18 protein-coding genes and 1 pseudogene are annotated in these 17,758 nt (G+C 69.7%); 9 read left to right on the top strand and 10 right to left on the bottom strand.

Annotated elements, in window-relative coordinates:
- The first annotated feature begins 14 nt into the window (after positions 1-14).
- The 5 genes from ACFJI2_RS24130 to ACFJI2_RS24110 are packed head-to-tail and all read left to right on the top strand — an operon-like array spanning position 15 to position 6,310.
- A complete protein-coding gene (locus ACFJI2_RS24130; protein WP_377702230.1) occupies positions 15-2,159 on the top strand; it encodes an EAL domain-containing protein in 2,145 nt (714 codons plus the stop codon).
- Between the two features lie 19 nt (positions 2,160-2,178).
- Positions 2,179-3,141 carry a cytochrome-c peroxidase gene (locus ACFJI2_RS24125; RefSeq protein WP_377702229.1) on the top strand — a complete coding sequence of 321 codons (963 nt, stop codon included), beginning with the start codon at positions 2,179-2,181 and terminating at the stop codon, positions 3,139-3,141.
- A complete protein-coding gene (locus tag ACFJI2_RS24120; RefSeq protein ID WP_377702228.1) occupies positions 3,138-4,973 on the top strand; it encodes a DAHL domain-containing protein in 1,836 nt (611 codons plus the stop codon). Before ACFJI2_RS24125 ends, ACFJI2_RS24120 begins: the two co-directional genes overlap by 4 nt.
- Positions 4,974-5,012: 39 nt before the next feature.
- Complete coding sequence (locus ACFJI2_RS24115; protein WP_377702227.1) at positions 5,013-5,600, top strand: sigma-70 family RNA polymerase sigma factor; 588 nt, start codon at positions 5,013-5,015, stop codon at positions 5,598-5,600.
- On the top strand, positions 5,597-6,310 hold the full coding sequence (locus ACFJI2_RS24110; protein ID WP_377702226.1) for an anti-sigma factor domain-containing protein: 714 nt from the start codon (positions 5,597-5,599) through the stop codon (positions 6,308-6,310). Before ACFJI2_RS24115 ends, ACFJI2_RS24110 begins: the two co-directional genes overlap by 4 nt.
- Here ACFJI2_RS24110 and ACFJI2_RS24105 read toward each other — a convergent pair.
- The 6 genes from ACFJI2_RS24105 to ACFJI2_RS24080 all read right to left on the bottom strand — a co-directional run bounded on the left by ACFJI2_RS24105 (position 6,282) and on the right by ACFJI2_RS24080 (position 12,828).
- Complete coding sequence (locus ACFJI2_RS24105; RefSeq protein ID WP_377702225.1) at positions 6,282-7,490, bottom strand: HupE/UreJ family protein; 1,209 nt, start codon at positions 7,488-7,490, stop codon at positions 6,282-6,284. The genes ACFJI2_RS24110 and ACFJI2_RS24105 overlap by 29 nt on opposite strands.
- Positions 7,487-8,782 (bottom strand): hypothetical protein, encoded by a 1,296-nt coding sequence (locus ACFJI2_RS24100; protein WP_377702224.1) that lies wholly within the window; start codon positions 8,780-8,782, stop codon positions 7,487-7,489. The genes ACFJI2_RS24105 and ACFJI2_RS24100 overlap by 4 nt, the downstream gene beginning before the upstream one ends.
- Before the next feature lie 56 nt (positions 8,783-8,838).
- Entirely contained in the window at positions 8,839-9,093 is a 255-nt protein-coding gene (locus ACFJI2_RS24095; protein WP_377702223.1) for a hypothetical protein, read from the bottom strand.
- A gap of 10 nt (positions 9,094-9,103) precedes the next feature.
- On the bottom strand, positions 9,104-10,612 hold the full coding sequence (locus tag ACFJI2_RS24090; RefSeq protein WP_377702222.1) for a DUF4331 domain-containing protein: 1,509 nt from the start codon (positions 10,610-10,612) through the stop codon (positions 9,104-9,106).
- Positions 10,613-10,678: 66 nt separating this feature from the next.
- A complete protein-coding gene (gene chrA / locus ACFJI2_RS24085; RefSeq protein ID WP_377702221.1) occupies positions 10,679-12,034 on the bottom strand; it encodes a chromate efflux transporter in 1,356 nt (451 codons plus the stop codon).
- Positions 12,035-12,045: 11 nt separating this feature from the next.
- Positions 12,046-12,828 (bottom strand): substrate-binding periplasmic protein, encoded by a 783-nt coding sequence (locus ACFJI2_RS24080; protein ID WP_377702220.1) that lies wholly within the window; start codon positions 12,826-12,828, stop codon positions 12,046-12,048.
- Positions 12,829-13,043: 215 nt separating this feature from the next.
- Between ACFJI2_RS24080 and ACFJI2_RS24075 the strand changes: the two genes are divergently transcribed.
- Entirely contained in the window at positions 13,044-13,547 is a 504-nt protein-coding gene (locus ACFJI2_RS24075; protein WP_377702219.1) for a MarR family winged helix-turn-helix transcriptional regulator, read from the top strand.
- A 15-nt stretch (positions 13,548-13,562) separates the two neighbouring features.
- On the opposite strand, the gene ACFJI2_RS24070 is transcribed toward ACFJI2_RS24075, so the two are convergent.
- The 4 genes and pseudogenes from ACFJI2_RS24070 to ACFJI2_RS24055 all read right to left on the bottom strand — a co-directional run bounded on the left by ACFJI2_RS24070 (position 13,563) and on the right by ACFJI2_RS24055 (position 15,793).
- Positions 13,563-13,829 (bottom strand): DUF5985 family protein, encoded by a 267-nt coding sequence (locus tag ACFJI2_RS24070; RefSeq protein WP_377702218.1) that lies wholly within the window; start codon positions 13,827-13,829, stop codon positions 13,563-13,565.
- Positions 13,826-14,083, bottom strand: coding sequence for a DUF5985 family protein (locus ACFJI2_RS24065; protein ID WP_107873719.1), 258 nt, complete (start codon positions 14,081-14,083; stop codon positions 13,826-13,828). Before ACFJI2_RS24065 ends, ACFJI2_RS24070 begins: the two co-directional genes overlap by 4 nt.
- Entirely contained in the window at positions 14,084-14,473 is a 390-nt protein-coding gene (locus ACFJI2_RS24060) for a hypothetical protein (RefSeq protein WP_377702217.1), read from the bottom strand. It abuts the gene before it with no gap.
- Positions 14,470-15,793: pseudogene (locus tag ACFJI2_RS24055) on the bottom strand (chloride channel protein). The gene ACFJI2_RS24060 and the pseudogene ACFJI2_RS24055 overlap by 4 nt, the downstream one beginning before the upstream one ends.
- A 150-nt stretch (positions 15,794-15,943) precedes the next feature.
- Between ACFJI2_RS24055 and ACFJI2_RS24050 the strand changes: the two are divergent.
- The 3 genes from ACFJI2_RS24050 (at position 15,944) to ACFJI2_RS24040 (ending at position 17,742) form a co-directional block, all read left to right on the top strand.
- Positions 15,944-16,600 (top strand): TetR/AcrR family transcriptional regulator, encoded by a 657-nt coding sequence (locus ACFJI2_RS24050; RefSeq protein ID WP_377702216.1) that lies wholly within the window; start codon positions 15,944-15,946, stop codon positions 16,598-16,600.
- A gap of 149 nt (positions 16,601-16,749) precedes the next feature.
- The gene (locus tag ACFJI2_RS24045; protein WP_377702215.1) at positions 16,750-17,400 is read left to right on the top strand and encodes a protein-L-isoaspartate O-methyltransferase; all 651 of its coding nucleotides are present in this window, start codon (positions 16,750-16,752) and stop codon (positions 17,398-17,400) included.
- Between the two features lie 18 nt (positions 17,401-17,418).
- Positions 17,419-17,742: a rhodanese-like domain-containing protein gene (locus ACFJI2_RS24040; RefSeq protein ID WP_377702214.1), complete on the top strand. Its 324-nt coding sequence runs from the start codon at positions 17,419-17,421 to the stop codon at positions 17,740-17,742.
- Positions 17,743-17,758: the final 16 nt, after the last annotated feature.

The following is a 17,758-nucleotide window of genomic DNA, read 5'->3' as shown; positions in this document are numbered from 1 at the left end:
CACTGGAGAACACCATGGCAAGCTTGTCCGAATTGCACCGCGCCGGCATCCTGATCGTCGACGACCGCCCAGCCAATGTGCTGCTGCTGAAGGCGATGCTGGAATACGCCGGCTACACCCGCATCGATTCGACCAGCGACCCGCGCGGTGTGGTGGCGCGCCACCGCCAGCAGCGCTACGACCTGATCCTGCTGGACCTGAACATGCCCTTCATGAACGGCTTCGAGGTGCTGGAAGGCTTGAAGGAAGTGGAGGCGGGCGAATACCTCCCGGTGCTGGCGGTGACGGCGGCGCCCGAACACAAGCAGCGCGCGCTGGACGCGGGCGTGATGGACTTCGTCTGCAAGCCCTTCGACCACACGGAGCTGCTGGCGCGCATCCGCAACCTGCTGGAGGTGCGCCTGCTGTACACCGGTGCGCGCGACCAGGGGGCGCGCCTGGCCTGCTACGACGCGCTGACCGGCCTGCCCAACCGCGCGCTGTTCCAGCAGTCGCTGGAGCAGATGCTGGCGGCCGGCGACAGCCAGGCCAGCGCGGTGCTGATGCTGGACCTGGACGGCTTTGCCCGCATCAACGACACCTTCGGCCATGCCGCCGGCGACGCGCTGCTGAGCCAGTTCGCCCAGCGCCTGCAGCGGGCCGCGCCGGCCGGCAGCGTGGTGAGCCGCTTCGGCAACGACGAATTCGCCCTGGCGTTGGGCGGCCTGGTGACCCAGCACGACGCGCTGCAGGCGGCCGAGCAGGTGCGCCACTGCTGCGCCCAGCCGTTCCAGCTGGCGCAGGGCGAAACGCGGCTCACTTCCAGCATCGGCATCGCGCTGCACCCGGACGACGCGGCCGACGCCGCCACCTTGATGAAATACGCCAGTACAGCGCTGCACCAGGCCAAGCAGGCCGGCGGCGGCGGCTGCCGCTTTTTCACCGACGCCATGGACGTGCAGGCGCAGCGCCGCTTCGATTTCGAGCGCGCGCTGCGCCAGGCGGTCAGCAACAGCGAATTCGAGCTGTACTACCAGCCCAAGGTGGAGGTGAGCAGCGGCCGCATGGCCGGCGCCGAGGCGCTGCTGCGCTGGAACCGTCCCGGCTACGGCCCGGTGCCGCCTTCGGCCTTTATCCCCCTGCTGGAGGAAACCGGCCTGATCGTGGAAGTGGGCGCCTGGGTCATCGATACGGCCTGCCGCCAGATCGCGCAGTGGGCCGGCTGCGCCGGCGGCCCGGTGCCGGTGGCGGTCAACGTGGCCAGCCGCCAGTTCGCCGACAGCGCCCTGCAGCAGACCGTGGCGGACGCCCTCGCGGCGCATGGCATCGCGCCCGAGCTGCTGGCGCTGGAAGTGACCGAGAGCGCGCTGATGGACGACGCCGAGCGCACCGCCGCCACGCTGGCCGCGCTGCGCGCCATGGGCGTCAAGGTGGCCATCGACGATTTCGGCACCGGCTATTCCAGCCTGGCCTACCTGAAGCGCTTCCCGGTCGACGCGCTCAAGATCGACATCGCCTTCATTCGCGACGTCACGGTGGACCCGGGCGACGCCGCGCTGGTGGAGGCCATCGTCTCCATGGCGCACAGCCTGGGCCTGGAAGTGGTGGCCGAAGGCGTGGAAACCGAGGCCCAGCTGGCCTGCCTGGCGCGCCGCCACTGCGACCAGATCCAGGGCTATTTCTTCAGCCGCCCGGTGCCCGCCATGCAGTTCGAGCACCTGCTGCTGAAGGGCGCCAGCCTGGCCCCGCCGGACAGCGGCGCGCCGCAGGTGCGCACGCTGCTGCTGATCGACGACGAGCCGCACGTGCTGTCGTCCCTGCAGCGGCTGCTGCGCCAGGACGGCTACCGCGTGCTCACGGCCAGCGGCGCGGCCCAGGCCTTCGACCTGCTGGCACGGCACAAGGTGCAGCTGGTGCTGTGCGACCAGCGCATGGAGGAAATGAGCGGCACCGAGCTGCTCGACGAGATCAAGGACATGTATCCCGACACCTTCCGCATCATCCTGTCCGGCTACACCGACCTGGCCACCATCATGGAATCGATCAACCGCGGCTCGCTGTACCGCTTCTACACCAAGCCCTGGGACAACCGCATCCTGCGCGAGAATATCCGTGCCGCCTTCCGCCACTACTGGCAGCTGCACGGCCTGTCGCCGGCCGACACGGCGCGGTGCGCCTGAACCGCCGCAGGAGAACGCCATGTCCGCTTCCCGTTCCCTGTCCGCCTGGCTGTGCGCCGCCGCGCTGGCCCCGGCCGGCGCGCCGGCGCTGGCTGCGCCCGCCGCCGAACCGATCCAGCCGGTGCCGCAGTCGCTGCGCCAGGACCCGGCCAAGGCCGCGCTGGGCCGGCGCCTGTTCAGCGACACGCGCCTGTCCGTCAACGGCCGCGTGTCCTGCGCCAGCTGCCACGACCTGGCGCGCGGCGGCGCCGACAGCCGCGGCGCGTCGCTCGGGCTGGACGGCAAGCCGGCCGCGCTGAACGCGCCCACGGTGCTCAACGCGGCGCTCAATTTCAGGCAGTTCTGGAACGGCCGCGCCGAGACGCTGGAGGCGCAGATCGGGCAGGTGGTGGAAAACCCCGCCGAAATGGGCTCGCGCTGGCCGGACGTGGTGCGCAAAGTACAGCAGGACCCGGACTACCGCAGCGGCTTCGCGGCCGCCTACAAGGACGGCGTGACGCGCGCCAATATCGAGAACGCGCTGGCGTCGTTCGAGCGCACCCTGATCACGCCCAATTCGCGCTTCGACCGTTTCCTGCGCGGCGAGCAGGGCGTGCTCACTGCCGCCGAGCAGGCCGGCTACGCGCGCTTCAAGAAATACGGCTGCATCGCCTGCCACCAGGGCGTCAACGTGGGCGGCAATATGTTCCAGAAGTTCGGCGTGATGGAGGACTATCCGGCGCGGAGCGGCACGCAGCGGCCGGACCAGGGGCGTTACGCGCTCACCGGCAGCGAGGAAGACCGCCGCGTGTTCAAGGTTCCCGGGCTGCGCAACGTGGCGCGCACCGCGCCGTACTTCCACGACGGCTCGGCCGCCACCCTGGAGCAGGCCATCGACGTGATGTTCAAATACCAGCTGGGCCGGCCCGGCAGCGCGCAGGACAAGGCCCTGATTGCCCAGTTCCTCGCCACGCTGAGCGCGCAGCCGGGAGCGCAGCCTTGAAGGCCCGCGTGCCGCTGTCGGTGCTGGGCGCGCTGCTGGCGTCCGCGCTGCTGTTCCTGTACTGGCAGGCGCCCAGCTATGACGCTTCCGGTTATTTCGAGAACGTGGCGCGGCTGCGCCAGATCAAGCAGCTCGACGCGCAATGGGAGCTGGACGCGCTCAAGTCCAAGCTGGGCATGAACCAGAGCTACGACCCGCTGGTCGATCCCTTGCCGCTGCTGCACGCGCTGCCGCACCAGCTTGGCGCGAGCGCCGCCCCGCAGGACCGCGCCGGCGCGGAAGAACTGGCCGCCAGCGTGGCGGCGCTGGAGCGCGAACTGGCGCGCAAGGCGGCGCTGATCGAGTCGTTCAAGTCGCACAACGCGGTGCTGCGCAATTCCATGTCCTTCCTGCCGGTGGCCGCCGACGACATCGCCGCGCTGGCTGCGAAAGCGCGGCTGGCGCGGACCGAAGGCGCCGTCAGGAATCTGCTGCTGCAGACCATGATGGTCGAAGACGGCGCCGTGGTCGACCGCGCCGGCCTTGAGCGCCAGCTGGCGGCACTGGCGGCGCTGGCGGCAGCCCCGGAACAGCTGCCGGCCGAGCTGGCCGGCAGCCTGCGGCTGTTCGTGCTGCATGTGCGCACGGTGCTGCGCGAATACCAGCAGGTGGCAAACCTGCTGGAGCGCATCGAGGCGGCACCGACCGCCATCCACCTGGACCGGATCGGCGCCCTGCTGAATCGCGAGCAGGAGCGCAACACGCTGCAGATGCAGCAGCACCGCCTCAACCTGATGCTGCTGTCGGCCGCGCTGGCCGTGCTGCTGCTGTATGCGGCCTGGCGCCTGGTGCGCAGCCACGCCATCATCAACGGCGTCAACGGCCAGCTGCTGCAAGCGAACGAGGGGCTGGAAGCGGCGGTGCGCGAACGCACCGGTGAACTGCTGCGCGCCAACGGCCAGCTGCAAACCGAGATCGCCGAACGCAAGCAGCTGGAAGGACGCCTGGTGCAGTCCGAAAAGCTCGCTTCCATCGGCCAGCTGGCGGCCGGCGTGGCGCACGAAATCAACAACCCGCTCGGCTTCCTTGCGTCCAATGCCGACATGCTGGAGCAGTACCTGGAGCGCCTGTTCGAGATGCTGGCACTCTACCAGGATGCCGAACCGGCCCTGGACGCCGTGCCCGGCCTGGCGGCGCGGCTGCAGGCGCACCGCGCGCGGCTGGACCTGGAATTCCTGCGCGAAGACATTCCCGTCATGCTGGCCGAATCGCGCGACGGCATGGCGCGCGTCAGCAAGATCGTGCAGTCGCTGAAAGATTTTTCGCGCACCGACTCGCTGCGGCAATGGGAGTGGGCCGACCTGCACCGCTGCATCGATTCCACGTTCAACATCATCGCCAGCGAAGTGCGCAAGGTGGCCGAAGTGCGCAGGGAGTACGGCGCGCTGCCGGAAGTGGAGTGCATGCCGTCGCAGCTGAACCAGGTGATCATGAACCTGCTGGTCAACGCCAGCCACGCGGTGGGGCCGCAGCGCGGGCTGATCACCATCCGCACCGGCGCGGCGGATGGCCAGGGCTGGATCGAAGTGGAAGACGACGGCTGCGGCATCCCGGACGATGTGCTGCCCCGCATTTTCGATCCCTTCTTCACCACCAAGGCCATTGGCAAGGGGACCGGCTTGGGCCTGTCGCTCTCGTACGGCATCGTGCAGAACCACCATGGCCGCATCGACGTGCAGACCGCACCCGGCGCCGGCAGCCGTTTCCGCGTCACGCTGCCGCTGCGGCAGCAAGCCGCGCCGCGGGACGGAACGCGTACCCTGGAAGTTGAATCTGAGTTAATCTTGCATTGATTGCCGTTCCGACTAATGCAAGCTCGATTCGAGGCTTCCGTGGCGCCAGCTTCTTCCAACGATCCTGAACAGCTCCGTGCCTGGCTGGCGGCCGCCGCCGCGCGCGACGCCAAGGCATTCAAGTCCCTGTATCTCGCCACGTCGCCGAAACTGTTTGGCTACGCGCTGCGTATATTGCATAAGCGCGAGCTGGCCGAGGAAGTGCTGCAGGAGAGTTTCGTCTCCATCTGGAACAGCGCGCGCACTTACCAGAGCCAGTTGTCCGCGCCCATGACGTGGATGGCCGCGATCGTGCGCAACAAGGCGCTCGACGCGCTGCGCCGCATGGACGGCAACCCGGAGATCGACGTGGATACCTTCGACAGCAGCATCCTGGCCGCGCTGCGCGACCCCGGCGCCACGCCCATCGAGGCGCTGCAGATCAGCAGCGACGCCAGGGCACTGGCGCATTGCATGTCGCTGCTGGAAGGCTTGCAGCGGCAAGTCATCGGCATGGCGTTTTTCCACGACTTGTCGCACAGCGAGGTGGCGCAGCAGATGGCCATCCCCATCGGCACGGTCAAGACCTGGATACGGCGCAGCCTGGAACGGCTGAAGACCTGCCTGGCCAGGGAGGAGCGGAAATGAACATCCGTGGCAACCCCGGCCTGCGCGAGAAACTGGCCGCCGAATATGTGCTGGGCACGCTCAAAGGCGGCGCGCGCCGCCGCTTCGAGGGCTGGCTGCACAACGACGCGGCGCTGCGCCGCACGGTCGGCGAATGGGAAGAGCGCCTGCTGCCGCTGTCCGAGTTCGCCGGCGAGCAGCCGCCGCGTGCGGAAGTGTGGCGCGGCATCGAACGGCGCCTGAACCTGAAGCCCGCCGCGCCGGCCTGGCAGTTCTGGCGCCAGGATTCGGTAGGCTTCTGGCGCGGCCTGAGCGTGGCTTCGGGCGCGGTGGCGGTGCTGGCTGTCGCCGTGGCGCTGACCTTGACGCAGGCGCCGGTGGCGCCGCCGGCCATCAACTACGCGGCCACGCTGACGGACGAACAGGCCCGCACCGCCATCCTGCTGACCGGCGACAGCCGGCGCGGCGTGCTGCAGGTGCGCGTGGTGAGCAGCGTGGCCGTGGCCAGCGACAAGACGTTGCAGCTGTGGGCCATCCCGCAGCAGGGCCATCCGCGCTCGCTGGGCATCCTGCCGGACAACCGCAGCGCCACGCTGGCGCTGTCGGAGCGTGCCATCGGCGCCGACGTGCAGCTGCTGGCGGTCAGCCTGGAGCCCAAGGGCGGCTCGCCCAGTCCGGACGGCCCCACCGGCCCGGTGCTGTTCAAGGGCAGCTGGGTGAGGCTGCTCTAGCAGGGGAAGCTACCGCCTGCGCCGCCGTCTGCGCCGCCGTTTGTGGCGGCGCTTCGGCCGCGAAGGCGCGTTCGCCGAACCACATGCTGGCGGCCAGCACGATCATGGCGGAGCCGCCGGTGAGCACCAGCCGGCGGTAGAACCAGGTGGCGCGCAGCAGGAAGGCCAGCGGCAGGAAGGCGGCCACGATGGCCAGCTGGCCCAGCTCCACGCCCGCATTGAAACCCACCAGCGCAAGCAGCAGCGAGCCTTGCGGCAGGCCGAGGTCGGCCAGCACGCCGGCAAAGCCGAAGCCGTGGATCAGGCCGAACAGGAAGGCGCCCACCCAGCGCCGCGCCTGCACCATGGGCGCGATGTTGTTCAGCGCGGCGGCGATGACGGAGGCGGCAATGGCCGATTCCACGAGACGCGACGGCAGCGAGACCAGGCCGAGCGCCGCCAGGCTGAGGGTGACGGAATGCGCCAGCGTGAAGGCGCTGACGGTCTTGAGCACGTCGACGGCGGCGGCGCGCAAGCCGGGCGCGGCGCGCCAGGCGTGTTCGCGCCATACCAGCACGGCGGGCAGCAGCAGCGACAGCAGGAACAGGATGTGGTCGTAGCCTATCCAGATGTGCCAGACGCCGTGCCGCAGGTAGGCCGTGAACTGGGTCAGGCGGGAAGGGCCGGCCAGCTGCAGCAGCTGGTCCGGCCGGTCCGCGCCGAAGATGGCGCTGGTGGCGGCCATGCCGGCGTGCTCCAGGTGCAGCAGGCCTTTGTGCTGCGGATCGACATCGGCAAACAGGCGGTAGCCGATGCGCAGCGCAGCCGGCACGCCGGGGCAGTCGGCGCGGAAGCGCAGCACGGTGTAGGCGCCGTCGGTGTGGCGGTCGATCAGCTGCTCGCCTGCGCTGAGGCGGCAGGGACCGCGCGCGGCGCCGTCTGCGGCCAGCGACAGGCGCGACAGCGCGTAGGCGGCGATCCGGGCATGGTGCGCGCGCACCTCGTCCCAGGCGAGCTGGCCGTCGCCGTTGTCGTCCAGGCCCAGGGCGTAGTCCAGGTCGCGCAGGGCGATGTCCCACTGGCCGTCGATGCGCTGGCCGTCGGTGCGCAGCGTGAGGTAGCTGTCGCTCGGCTTGTGGGCGGAGGCGGGGCCGGCGGCGCAGCACAGCAGCAGGCAGGCCAGCAGCAGGCGGCGCATCATGGCTGGCCTCGCTGGGCCAGCGCGGCAAGCGGCCGGATGGCGGCGTCCTCCAGCCCGGTCTGCGCCAGCCAGGCCAGCGCAGCGGCGGCGGCGGCGCGGTCGCCGGCCTGCTGCGCCGCTTCGAGCAGGATGCGCAGGTCTGCCGGCTCTTTCTGCACGCCCCAGTTCTGCTGCGCCAGCGCCAGCGCGGCCTTGGCGTTACCGCGCAGGTGCAGCTCGTAGCGGGCCTGTTCGCGCTGATGGATGCTGTCGCCGCGCAGCGCGGCCGCGTCGAAGCGCGCCTGCAGCTCGCGCACGGCTTCGGCCAGTGCGGCGGTGCTGGCGGTGGTGGCCGTGGTGGCGGCACTGGCGGCGCTGGTGGCGCCGGTGGCGTCGGGACCGTACCCCGGTCCCGTTGATCGCCCGTCCTGCTGCTTGAGCGCCAGCGCGTAGCGCAGCAGCAGGCCGTCCACGCGGCGCTGATCCTTCAGCAGCGCGGCCGCCTCGGCGGGGCGCCGGCTGTCGAGCAGGAAGTCGGCGTACGCGCCCAGCAGATAGCTGTCGCGCGGGGCCAGCCTGAGCGCGGCCTGGTAGCGTGCCTCGGCCAGGCGCGCGTCGCCGCGCCGCGTGGCCATCTCGGCCAGCTGCGTCAGCGTCCACGCCTGCAAGGCCGGTTCTGCGCCTGCGCTGCGCGCCAGCGTGGCGGCCAGCAGCATGTCGCTCTTGAGCAGCCGCCCCGTCAGGCCGGACACATTGGTCAGGCAAGTGATGCTGGCCAGTTCGCCCGCCAGCGCGGACAGGCGCGCGCAGCTGGCCGTGGCCGGGCCGTACTGGCCCAGCACCGTCTGCACGGTGGCGCGCGTGAGCCAGGCTTGCGCGTTGGCCGGATCGGCTGCCGTCACGGCGTCCAGGTCCGCCATGGCCGCCGGGAAGCGGTGCGTGCCCTGCAGCAGCGTGGCGCGCAGCAGGCGCACGGCGGGCGGCGGCGCGGCCTGGTTCCACCATGGCGCCAGCGCGGCCTGCGCGTAGCCGAAGTAGCGCGGGTCGGCCTCGCTGCGGCCGATGCCGATATAGCGCTGCGCCAGCGCCGTGGCCAGCTGCACGTCCTGCGGCGCGGCGGCCAGTTGGCGGCGCATGCCTCGCAGCTCCTGCTGTACGGGATCGGTGCGGCGCGGCAGGGTCTCGAGCACTTCCGCGCCCGCGCGGGGCAGGTAGGGCGCCGCCGGTGCCGGGGCGGCCGTCAGCGCGAGGACGGTGGCGCAGGCCGCCGCCAGCGCGCGCAAGGAAAAGACGATGCGGTGCTTGCTGTTCATGGTTGTGCCATCCAGAAGAAAGCCCCGCGCCGGGCTGCGGCGCGGGGCGGCTGCGGTCAGGATTCCGGCTCGGTGTTGTCCGGCGCCGTGGGCGCGATGCCCTCCACCGCCACCGGCTCCTTGTCCTCGGGGCTGCTGCCGACCAGGGACAGCACCGCCGAGTAGAACGCGTCCGCCATGGTGACCGGCGGCGGGGTGACGACGGGCGGCGTGGCCGAGCCGCCGCCCGAACCGCCGCCGCCGCAGGCGCCCAGCAGCATGGCCATGGCCAGCGCCATCGCCAGGAAGGCGAGAGATGTGCGAGTTTTCATGGCGTCCTCCTTACTTCTGTGGAGAGCCGGGCAGCGGCGTCTTCAGGTAAGGGAAGCTGGCGGCGATGAAGGTCTCGTCCAGGTAGGCGCCGTCGGTGAAGCGCAGCGCGCCGGCCGGCGCGTCGGCCGGCGCGCAGCCCAGGTTCAGCGTGCACAGCTTGCCCATCATGACGCGCAGCGCGATATCGACCACGTCGTCGCCCGGACGGCGGCCGTTGGGGAAGCCCGCGTTGTCGCCGTCGATGACGCCCAGGCGCTTTTGCGCGCCGCTGGCGGTGGGCGCGATCGACGTGTTCAGGCGCAGCATCTCGGACGCGACGACATTGGCGGGCTGGTTCAGCCCCTTCACTCCGGTGAGGAAGGCCGCCACCAGGTCATTGCGCGGGAAGTTGGTGGGGGCCTTGGCGCCCGCGCTGCCGTACAGGATTTCCACCAGCGCCGGCAGCGTGGGGTTGGTCACGTAGTCGGCAAACTGGCCGTCGCCGGACGGTTTGCTGTGGTTGAAGCGGTCCTTGTCCTTCAGGCCGATCACCACCTCGTTCACCAGTGGCGCGCCCAGGCGCGACACCTGCGTCCACGCCCCGCCTTCGCGCGAGGCGCCCACCGCGCTGCCGGGATAGGCGTTCAGCACGCGGCCCTGGCGCAGGCTGGCCGTGGTCCAGCCGCCGATCACCGGGTCGCCGGCGGCGCCGGCCGTCAGGCAGTCGGCCGCCACTTCCAGCTCGATCGCCGTGACGTTCTTGAACGCCAGGTCATCCCTGGCGTTCTTTTCGGCGTTGGCCAGGAACTCCACGGCCGGCGCTTTGATGTTGATCAGGTCGAAGGTCTCGCCCAGGTTGACCACGAACGGGTCCTTGCGCTGGCCGACGAACATGCGCGCCGGCGTGGCGCAGCCGGGAATGTTTACCGCGTACACATGCTTGGCGGCGTAGGCGGCGTAGTCCGGTATGGTCTTGTTGCCGATATTGTCCACCGGCTTGTCGAAGGTGGTTCCGCCGCCGGCCGCGTTGGTCACCGCCGTGCGCGCGCCGGCGCGCCGGTCGCCGCGCACCACGGTGACGCTGTAGGTTTCGCGCACGTTCAGCCCGGCCGGATTCACATCGTTGACGGCGCCGCCGTTGATCACCAGCGGGATCGACATCTTCTTGCCGCCCACGGTGAGCTGCGTGTCCTTGTTGGTGTTGCTGAAACGAAACTGGAAGCTGATGTCTTCCCTGGCGTCGCCGTTGTTGTCGATGTGGATCTCGTACAGCGCGTCCGGGTCCATGGCGAAGTAATTCGGGCCGCCGTAGGCGTCCTGCAGCGGCACGTAGTTGGCGATCAGGGTGACGAATTTCTCGCGTCCCGGCTCATAGCTGCGGAACATGTAGAAGTCGGTGGCGTCCACCTTGGGCTGCCTGGTGATGAAGGGCGCTTCCCGGTGGCTGGATGCGAACGCGTGCGGCGCCAGGGCGGCCGCCAGCAGGCTGGCGGCCATCGCGGCCCGCAGCCGGTACTGCTTGATAGTTCCCATGCTCATTCCCCTTTCGTATGCGTGTACAGCACGTGCTGTAGACGGATATACGCAGGGCAGGGCGGATCGGATTCAAAAAATCAGGCGCAGCCCCAATCCGGCCAGCGCGCACACGCCGATCACGTGCATGACGTTGGCCTTGTAGCGCAGCAGCGCCACGGCCGCGCCCAGCGCGATGAGCGCGGAGACCCAGTCGAAACGGCCGGCGTAGCCCTGCGGCCACAGCACGTGGTAGCCGAAGAACAGCGCCAGGTTCGCAATCACGCCCACCACGGCGGCCGTGATGGCAGTCAGCGGCGCGGTGAACTTCAGGTCGCCGTGCGTGGACTCCACCAGCGGGCCGCCGGCCAGGATGAACAGGAAGGACGGCAGGAAGGTGAACCAGGTCACCAGCGCGGCCGCCGCCGCGCCGGCCAGGAACAGCGCGTCCGGCCCCAGCGCGGCCTTGGCGTAGCCGCCCACGAAGGCGACGAAGGCCACCACCATGATCAGCGGGCCGGGCGTGGTTTCGCCCAGCGCCAGGCCGTCCATCATCTGCGTGGCGCTGAGCCAGCCGTAGTGGTCCACCGCGCCCTGGTAGACGTAGGGCAGCACCGCGTAGGCGCCGCCGAAGGTGAGCAGGGCCGCCTTGGTGAAGAACCAGCTCATTTGCGTGAAGGTGTGCTGCCAGCCGAAGACGGCGGTGAGCGCGGCCATCGGCACGGCCCACAGCGCGGCGCCGGCGGCGGCGATGCCGGCCAGCTTGCGCCAGCTGAAGCGCGCATGCGCCGGCGTGGGCGTGTGGTCGTCGATCAGCGCCGCGCCGAAGGACTGCTGCGCCGCGCCGTGGCCGCCGCCAAGCTGGAACTTGTCCGGCATGTAGCGCCCGCCCGCGTAGCCCGCCAGCGCGGCGGCCAGCACGATGGCGGGGAAGGGCACGCCGCCGAGGAAGATGGCGGCGAAGGCGGCGGCCGCGATGCCCCACAGCCAGCCATTTTTCAGCGCCCGCCCGCCGATGCGGTGCGCCGCCTGCAGCACGATGGCCGCCACGGCGGGCTTGATGCCGTAGAACAGGCCCGCCACCAGCGGCACGTCGCCATAGGCGGCGTAGACCCAGGACAGGCCGGTGAGCATCAGCAGCGAGGGCAGCACGAACAGCGCGCCGGCCGCCACGCCGCCCCGGGTGCGGTGCATCAGCCAGCCGATATAGGTGGCCAACTGCTGCGCCTCGGGGCCGGGCAGCAGCATGCAGTAGTTCAGCGCATGCAGGAAGCGCCGCTCGGAAATCCAGCGGCGCCGCTCGACCAGCTCCTGGTGCATGATGGCGATCTGCCCTGCCGGGCCGCCGAAGCTGATGAAGCCCAGCTTGAGCCAGAAGCGGAACGCCTCGCCGAAGGGCACGGCGGCGGGGGCGGAGTCTTGCGCGGGGGCGGGCGCTGGTGTGGGCATGCGGCTGGACGCTAGCGATAGGATTGCAGTATTTTATCCGGTATCCCCGCTTGCAGCAGCCGTTGCTGCGCCAGCTGCAGCTGGTCCAGCGTCACGCTGCTGTATCTGGTGCGCGCGCAGTACAGCGAGAAGCGGCTTATCACCAGCGGGGCCAGCGCCAGTCTGGCCAGGCGCGGGTCGCGCCGCTGCAGGTAGTGGAAATCGAGCGTGCGCATGACGGAGACGTCGGTGCGACCGGCCAGCTGCTTGGCCAGCAGCGCCGCCCCGGACGGCGCATCGTCGCGCCGCGCGCGGCCGGCGTCGGACAGCGGCGCGAGCTTGCGGTACTGGTAGCCGTGCACGGTGCCGATGCGCTTGCCGTCCAGGTCGGCCATGGTGTGCACCGGGGCCGCGCCGGCGTTGCCGACGACGCGTTCCTCCACGTCCATGAACGGTGGCGGCCAGTCGTAATCGGCGGCCGCGTCGGCGCTCAGCCACTCCGGGCTGACGAAGCAGCGCAAATCCACCTGGCGCCGGGCCACGGCCTGGTCCTGCCGCTTGCGCGGCAAGACCAGGCTGACCGGCGTGCGCCCCAGCTCCGCCGCCAGCGCATCCTGCCATTCCTTGATGATGCCCGGCCCCAGCGCGGCCCCGCGCTGTCCGCCGCTGGCGGCGCGGGCCTGCGCCAGCGGCATGCCGTGGCCATCGACCACCAGGAAGCGCAGCGGCGGGGCGGCGTGCAGCGGAAGCGCCGCCAGCAGCGTCATCAGCGGCGGCGCCGGCAGGCTGCGGCGCAAGAGGTCGGTGAGGTCCATGGGGCCATTTTATGCCAGTGCGGCGCGTCCCCCTTATGCTTTTTCGCTGAGGTTCCTTATATGCAAGAGCTGCTTGCCGTCCGCTAGCGGTTGACCATCGACGGCTGCGCCACCCTGCGCACACGCAGCTGCTGGCCGAGGACATCCGAGGCCTGCCGGCGCGCTGACGCCGGGCGCAGCGCGTCACGGTCACCGTTTTCCGCTATGATGCGCGCATGTCTACCACCGCTCCCTGCCAGAATGCGGCGCCCGCGGCCGATCCCGTGGCGCCGGCCCGCGTGTTGCGCCAGTTCCGCGTTCTGTTCAACGCCGTGCGCGGGCATTTCCGCGCCGTCGAACGTGCCGCCGGCATCGGCGGCGCGCAGCTGTGGGCGCTGAGCGAGATCGGCGGCTCGCCCGGGCTGGGCTTGGGCGACCTGGCGGCGGCGCTGGATATCCACCAGTCCACCGCGAGCAACCTGGTGCGCGCGCTGCTGGAGCGCGGCCTGATCGTGCAGGCGCGGCGCCAGGACGACAGGCGGGCCGTGGCGCTGACCGTGTCCGACGCCGGCCTGGCCTTGCTGGACCGGGCGCCGCCGCCTTTCCGTGGCGTGCTGCCCACTGCGCTCGGCGAGCTGGACCCCGCCGTGCTGGCGCGGCTGGAGGAGGATCTGCACGTGTTGATCGGGCTGCTCGAGACCGGCGACCAGGGGGCGCAGACGCCGCTGGCCGAGCTGTGACGCGGGCCGCGGCGCTTACCGCGGCGGCGCGCGGTTCTTGCCGATGATGGCCAGCAGGATCAGCCCGTAGGAGGCCAGCCGGATCAGATAGTATTGCGGCGCGTCGGCCTCGCTTTGCGGGGCCAGCGCCCACAGCAGCCGGTGCAGCGCCTCCAGCACGAACGCCACCGCGAAGTACAGGAAGAAGCGGTCGCGCGTCTGGCGCCAGAAGCGCAGGAAGAACAGGGCGGCCACCAGCGCCGCCAGCACGATCGCGCCGCTGAGCAGGGCGTTGACCATCATTCGTCCTCCCATATCAGGCCGTACAGCAGGGGCATCAGGGCCAGCAGGGCCGCCCCCAGGCGCCAGGTCGACAAATCCTCGTCGGGCAGGACCAACCGGTCCAGCACCAGCAGCAAATTGTTCAGGAACATGCCGGCAAAGCACAAGCCGCTCCACAGCAGCAGGCGGTGCCGGGTGGCGCGGTAGCTGCGCAGCAGCAGCCAGGAGCAGGCCAGCGCCGTCGCGGCGCACAGCAGATAGATGACAGCGGCCATTCAGTGATCCTCCTTGTGCGTTTTGCGCAGCACGAATGCGTCGGCGAACAGGCGCGCCTTGCGGTTCGATCCGGCGTGGATCAGGGTGCTGACTTCAACCAGGTTCTGCGCATACACGGCGGCCAGCCGGTCCGCCATGGCGCCCAGCTGCGCCGTGCGCGGGGCGTAGCGGTAGCGTGGCGGTGTGGCGGCGTCGCGCGCCAGCAGGCCGATGCGGCTCAGCTGTTCGAGCAGGATGGCGGCGGCGGGCGCCCCCAGGTACAGGCGCGCCGCCAGTTCCGTGCTGTCCCAGTCGCGCTGTGCGCCGTCGCGCAACAGCAGCAGCGCTTCCAGGAAGGGGACCGAGGGAACGTACTGGACGATAAAGCGCCGGATGTCGTCGGGAATCATGGCGGCGCGGCCGGCAGACGGCGCAGCTGCAGCTGCGCCAGCGCACCATACAGGGGCGGGCTGAGCACGCGCGAGACCGTGCTGGCGATGACGGCGCAGGCCATCAGGCTGAGCACCATGGCGTGGCCGTCCACCATCTCCATGACAATGATGAAGGCGGTCAGCGGCGCTTGCGTGGCGGCGGCCAGGAAGCCGACCATGCCCAGCGCGATGAGCGCCGGCGCGTAGGGGTAGGCGGTCAGCAGGGCGATGTCGCGCCCCAGCGCGGCGCCGATGGACAGGGACGGGGCGAAAAATGCCGGCCGGCGCGCCGCTCCACACGGTCAGCCAGGTGGCCACGAATTTGTGCAGCGTGAAGCCGGCCGGCGGCACGCCCGTACCGTCCAGCATGGCCCGGGTGGCCTCGTTGCCGCTGCCAAAGGTGGCGCCTTGGCTGAGCAGGCCGATCAGCGCCACCGCCAGGCCGCAGCAGGCGGCGAACAGCACCGGGCGGCGTGCGCGCCAGCGGCTCGCGTGGTCTGCCGATGCGCCGCCCAGGCTGGCCAGCAGCAGGCGCGCGAACAGCCCCCCCGCCAGCCCGGCCGCCAGCGCGGTCAGCAATCCCGGCCCCAGCAGCGCCCAGCCGATCGGGCCGGGGTGCACCACGCCGAAGTGGGTGGCGTTGCCGTACACCGACACGGCGATCAGGCCGGCCAGCACGATGCCCGCCACGATCAGCCCGCTGTTGCGCTGCTCCGGCGCGCGCGACAGTTCTTCAATCGCGAACATGACGCCGGCCAGCGGCGTATTGAAGGCGGCGGCGATGCCGGCCGCGCCGCCGGCCACCAGCAGCGCGTGCGCCGACACCAGCGCGCGGCGCGGCAGCAGCGCTTGCGCCGCCAGCATCACCCCGGCGGCAATCTGCACCGACGGCCCTTCCCGGCCCAGCGACAGGCCGCCCAGCAAGCCGCCCGCAGTGAGGGCGATCTTGGCCGCGCTCAGGCGCAGCGAGACGAACAGGCCCTGTTGCGCGGGCGGGACTTGCCCGTCCAGGCTGGCCATGACTTGCGGGATGCCGGAGCCGGCCGCGCCGGGCGCGTAGCGCCGCGTGAGCCAGACGATGAGGGCGGCGCAGGCCGGCGTCCACAGCAGCGGCAGCCACCATGCGTAGGCGCTGCCTTGCAGGAACAGCGCCAGCGCCGCTTCGGCCAGCCAGGTGAACCCCACCACGGTCAAGCCGGCGATGGCGGCGGCCCCCAGCACGACGGCCCTGCTCCACCACAGGCGGGGCGTCGCAAACTCGCGCCGGAAGGCGCTGGAGATATCGTGCCGCTGGTGCATGGGTGGGCGCAGAGATGAAAGTTGCCATTATAGTAGATAGATTTGAGCAAATGTATTTCTTGTTGGGTGCAGTCCGCTTGACGGTCGCTTGTCTGACGACTAATATAAATGACTCAAAAGTAAGTAAGATGGCAACACATCACTATCCTCATGCAAGCTCCCACTGATACCAAACCGCGCTGGGAACGGCGCAAGGACGCGCGGCCGCAGGAATTGCTGGAGGCGGCGCTGGAGCTGTTCGTCGAGCGCGGCTTCGCCGCCACCCGGCTGGAGGACGTGGCGCGCCGCGCCGGCGTCTCCAAGGGCACGCTGTACCTGTATTTCGAAAACAAGGAGGAACTGTTCAAGGCCGTGGTGCGCGCCACCATCGGCCAGGCGATCGGGCAGGCCGAGCTGGACCTGGCCGCCTCCGACGCGCCCAGCGCCGCACTGCTCAAGGAAATGCTGCTGCGCTGGTGGGGCCAGGTGGGCGCCACCAAGCTGGCCGGCATCACCAAGCTGATGATGGCCGAGTCCGGCAATTTCCCGGAACTGGTGCGCTTCTATGAAGACGAGGTGGTGGCGCGCGGCAATGCGCTGCTGGTGCGCGTGCTCGAGCGCGGCCTGGCGCGCGGCGAGTTCCGCCCGCACGACCCGCAGGTGATGATGCCGGTGCTGAGCGCCCCGGTGCTGATGCTGATGATGTGGAATAACGCCTTCCTGCCCTGCGGCGGCGGCAGCAGCATCGACCCGGACCAGTACATGGCCGCCTTCCTCGACCTGGCCCTGCGCGGCCTGGCTCCGGATGCCGCCCTGCCGCGCAAATGAGCAGTCCGGGGCCGTTTTTGCGCGTTCAGCCCCCCGAATCTGCAGACTGTCGCAATTTCCCGCTGTCCGTCGCCGATATCGTTAATATGCCGTCCTGACCAGTTCAACGATAAAATGACGGATTATTTAATCCTTCACCGAGTTTAAAGATGAATATCGAACAAGCCCGCTTCAACATGATCGAACAGCAAATCCGTCCATGGGACGTCCTGGATGTGGACGTGCTGGAGGTGCTGAACGTGGTCAAGCGCGAGAACTTCGTCCCGGCCAGCCACAAGAGCCTGGCCTTTGCCGACACCGAAATCCCGCTGGGCAACGGCTACACCATGCTGACGCCCAAGCTGGAAGCGCGCATCCTGCAGGACGTGCAACTGAAAAAACATGAAAACGTGCTGGAAATCGGCACCGGCAGCGGCTACATGGCCGCCCTGCTGGCGCACCGCGGCCGCCACGTGACCACCGTCGAGATCTCGCCGGAACAAAAGGCGCGTGCCGAGCAGAACCTGGCCGCCGCCGGCGTCACCAATGTCACCGTGGAACTGGGCGACGGCTCGCAGGGCTGGGCCAACGGCGCCCCGTTCGACGTCATCGTGCTGTCCGGCGCGGTGCCCAAGCTGCCGGAACAATTCCTGGCGCAAGTGAAGGTGGGCGGCCGCATTTTCGCCATGATAGGCGAAGCGCCGGTCATGTCGGGCGTGCTGGTCACCCGCACCTCGGACGGCTACGAACAGAAAAAACTGTTTGAAACCGACGTCAAGCCGCTGCAGCTGGCCGCCAAGCCGTCGCAGTTCACGTTCTGAGCGGAACGGGAGCGTCGCATGCAACACATCACTGCGCTGGAACTGGCCGACTGGCTGGCCGACGAAGCGCGCCCCAGCCCGTTTCTGCTGGACGTGCGCGAGAACTGGGAATACGAGACCTGCCACATTGCCGGGTCCACGCTGATGCCGATGAACTCCATCCCGGCCCGCATCGACGACCTCGATGAGGACGCCGCCATCGTCTGCATTTGCCACCACGGCGCGCGCAGCATGCAGGTGGCGGCCTTCCTGGAGCGCAACGGTTTCGGCAAGATCACGAATTTGACGGGCGGCATCCATGCCTGGGCTGTTCAGGTCGACAGCAACATGCCAAAATACTAATTGTTATTGATTCCAC

The sequence above is a fragment of the Pseudoduganella sp. UC29_71 genome (assembly GCF_042693265.1).
Classification (GTDB): domain Bacteria; phylum Pseudomonadota; class Gammaproteobacteria; order Burkholderiales; family Burkholderiaceae_D; genus Rugamonas.
Note: the sequence above shows the minus strand (reverse complement) of the source record. Positions and strands in the feature narration are given on the sequence as shown.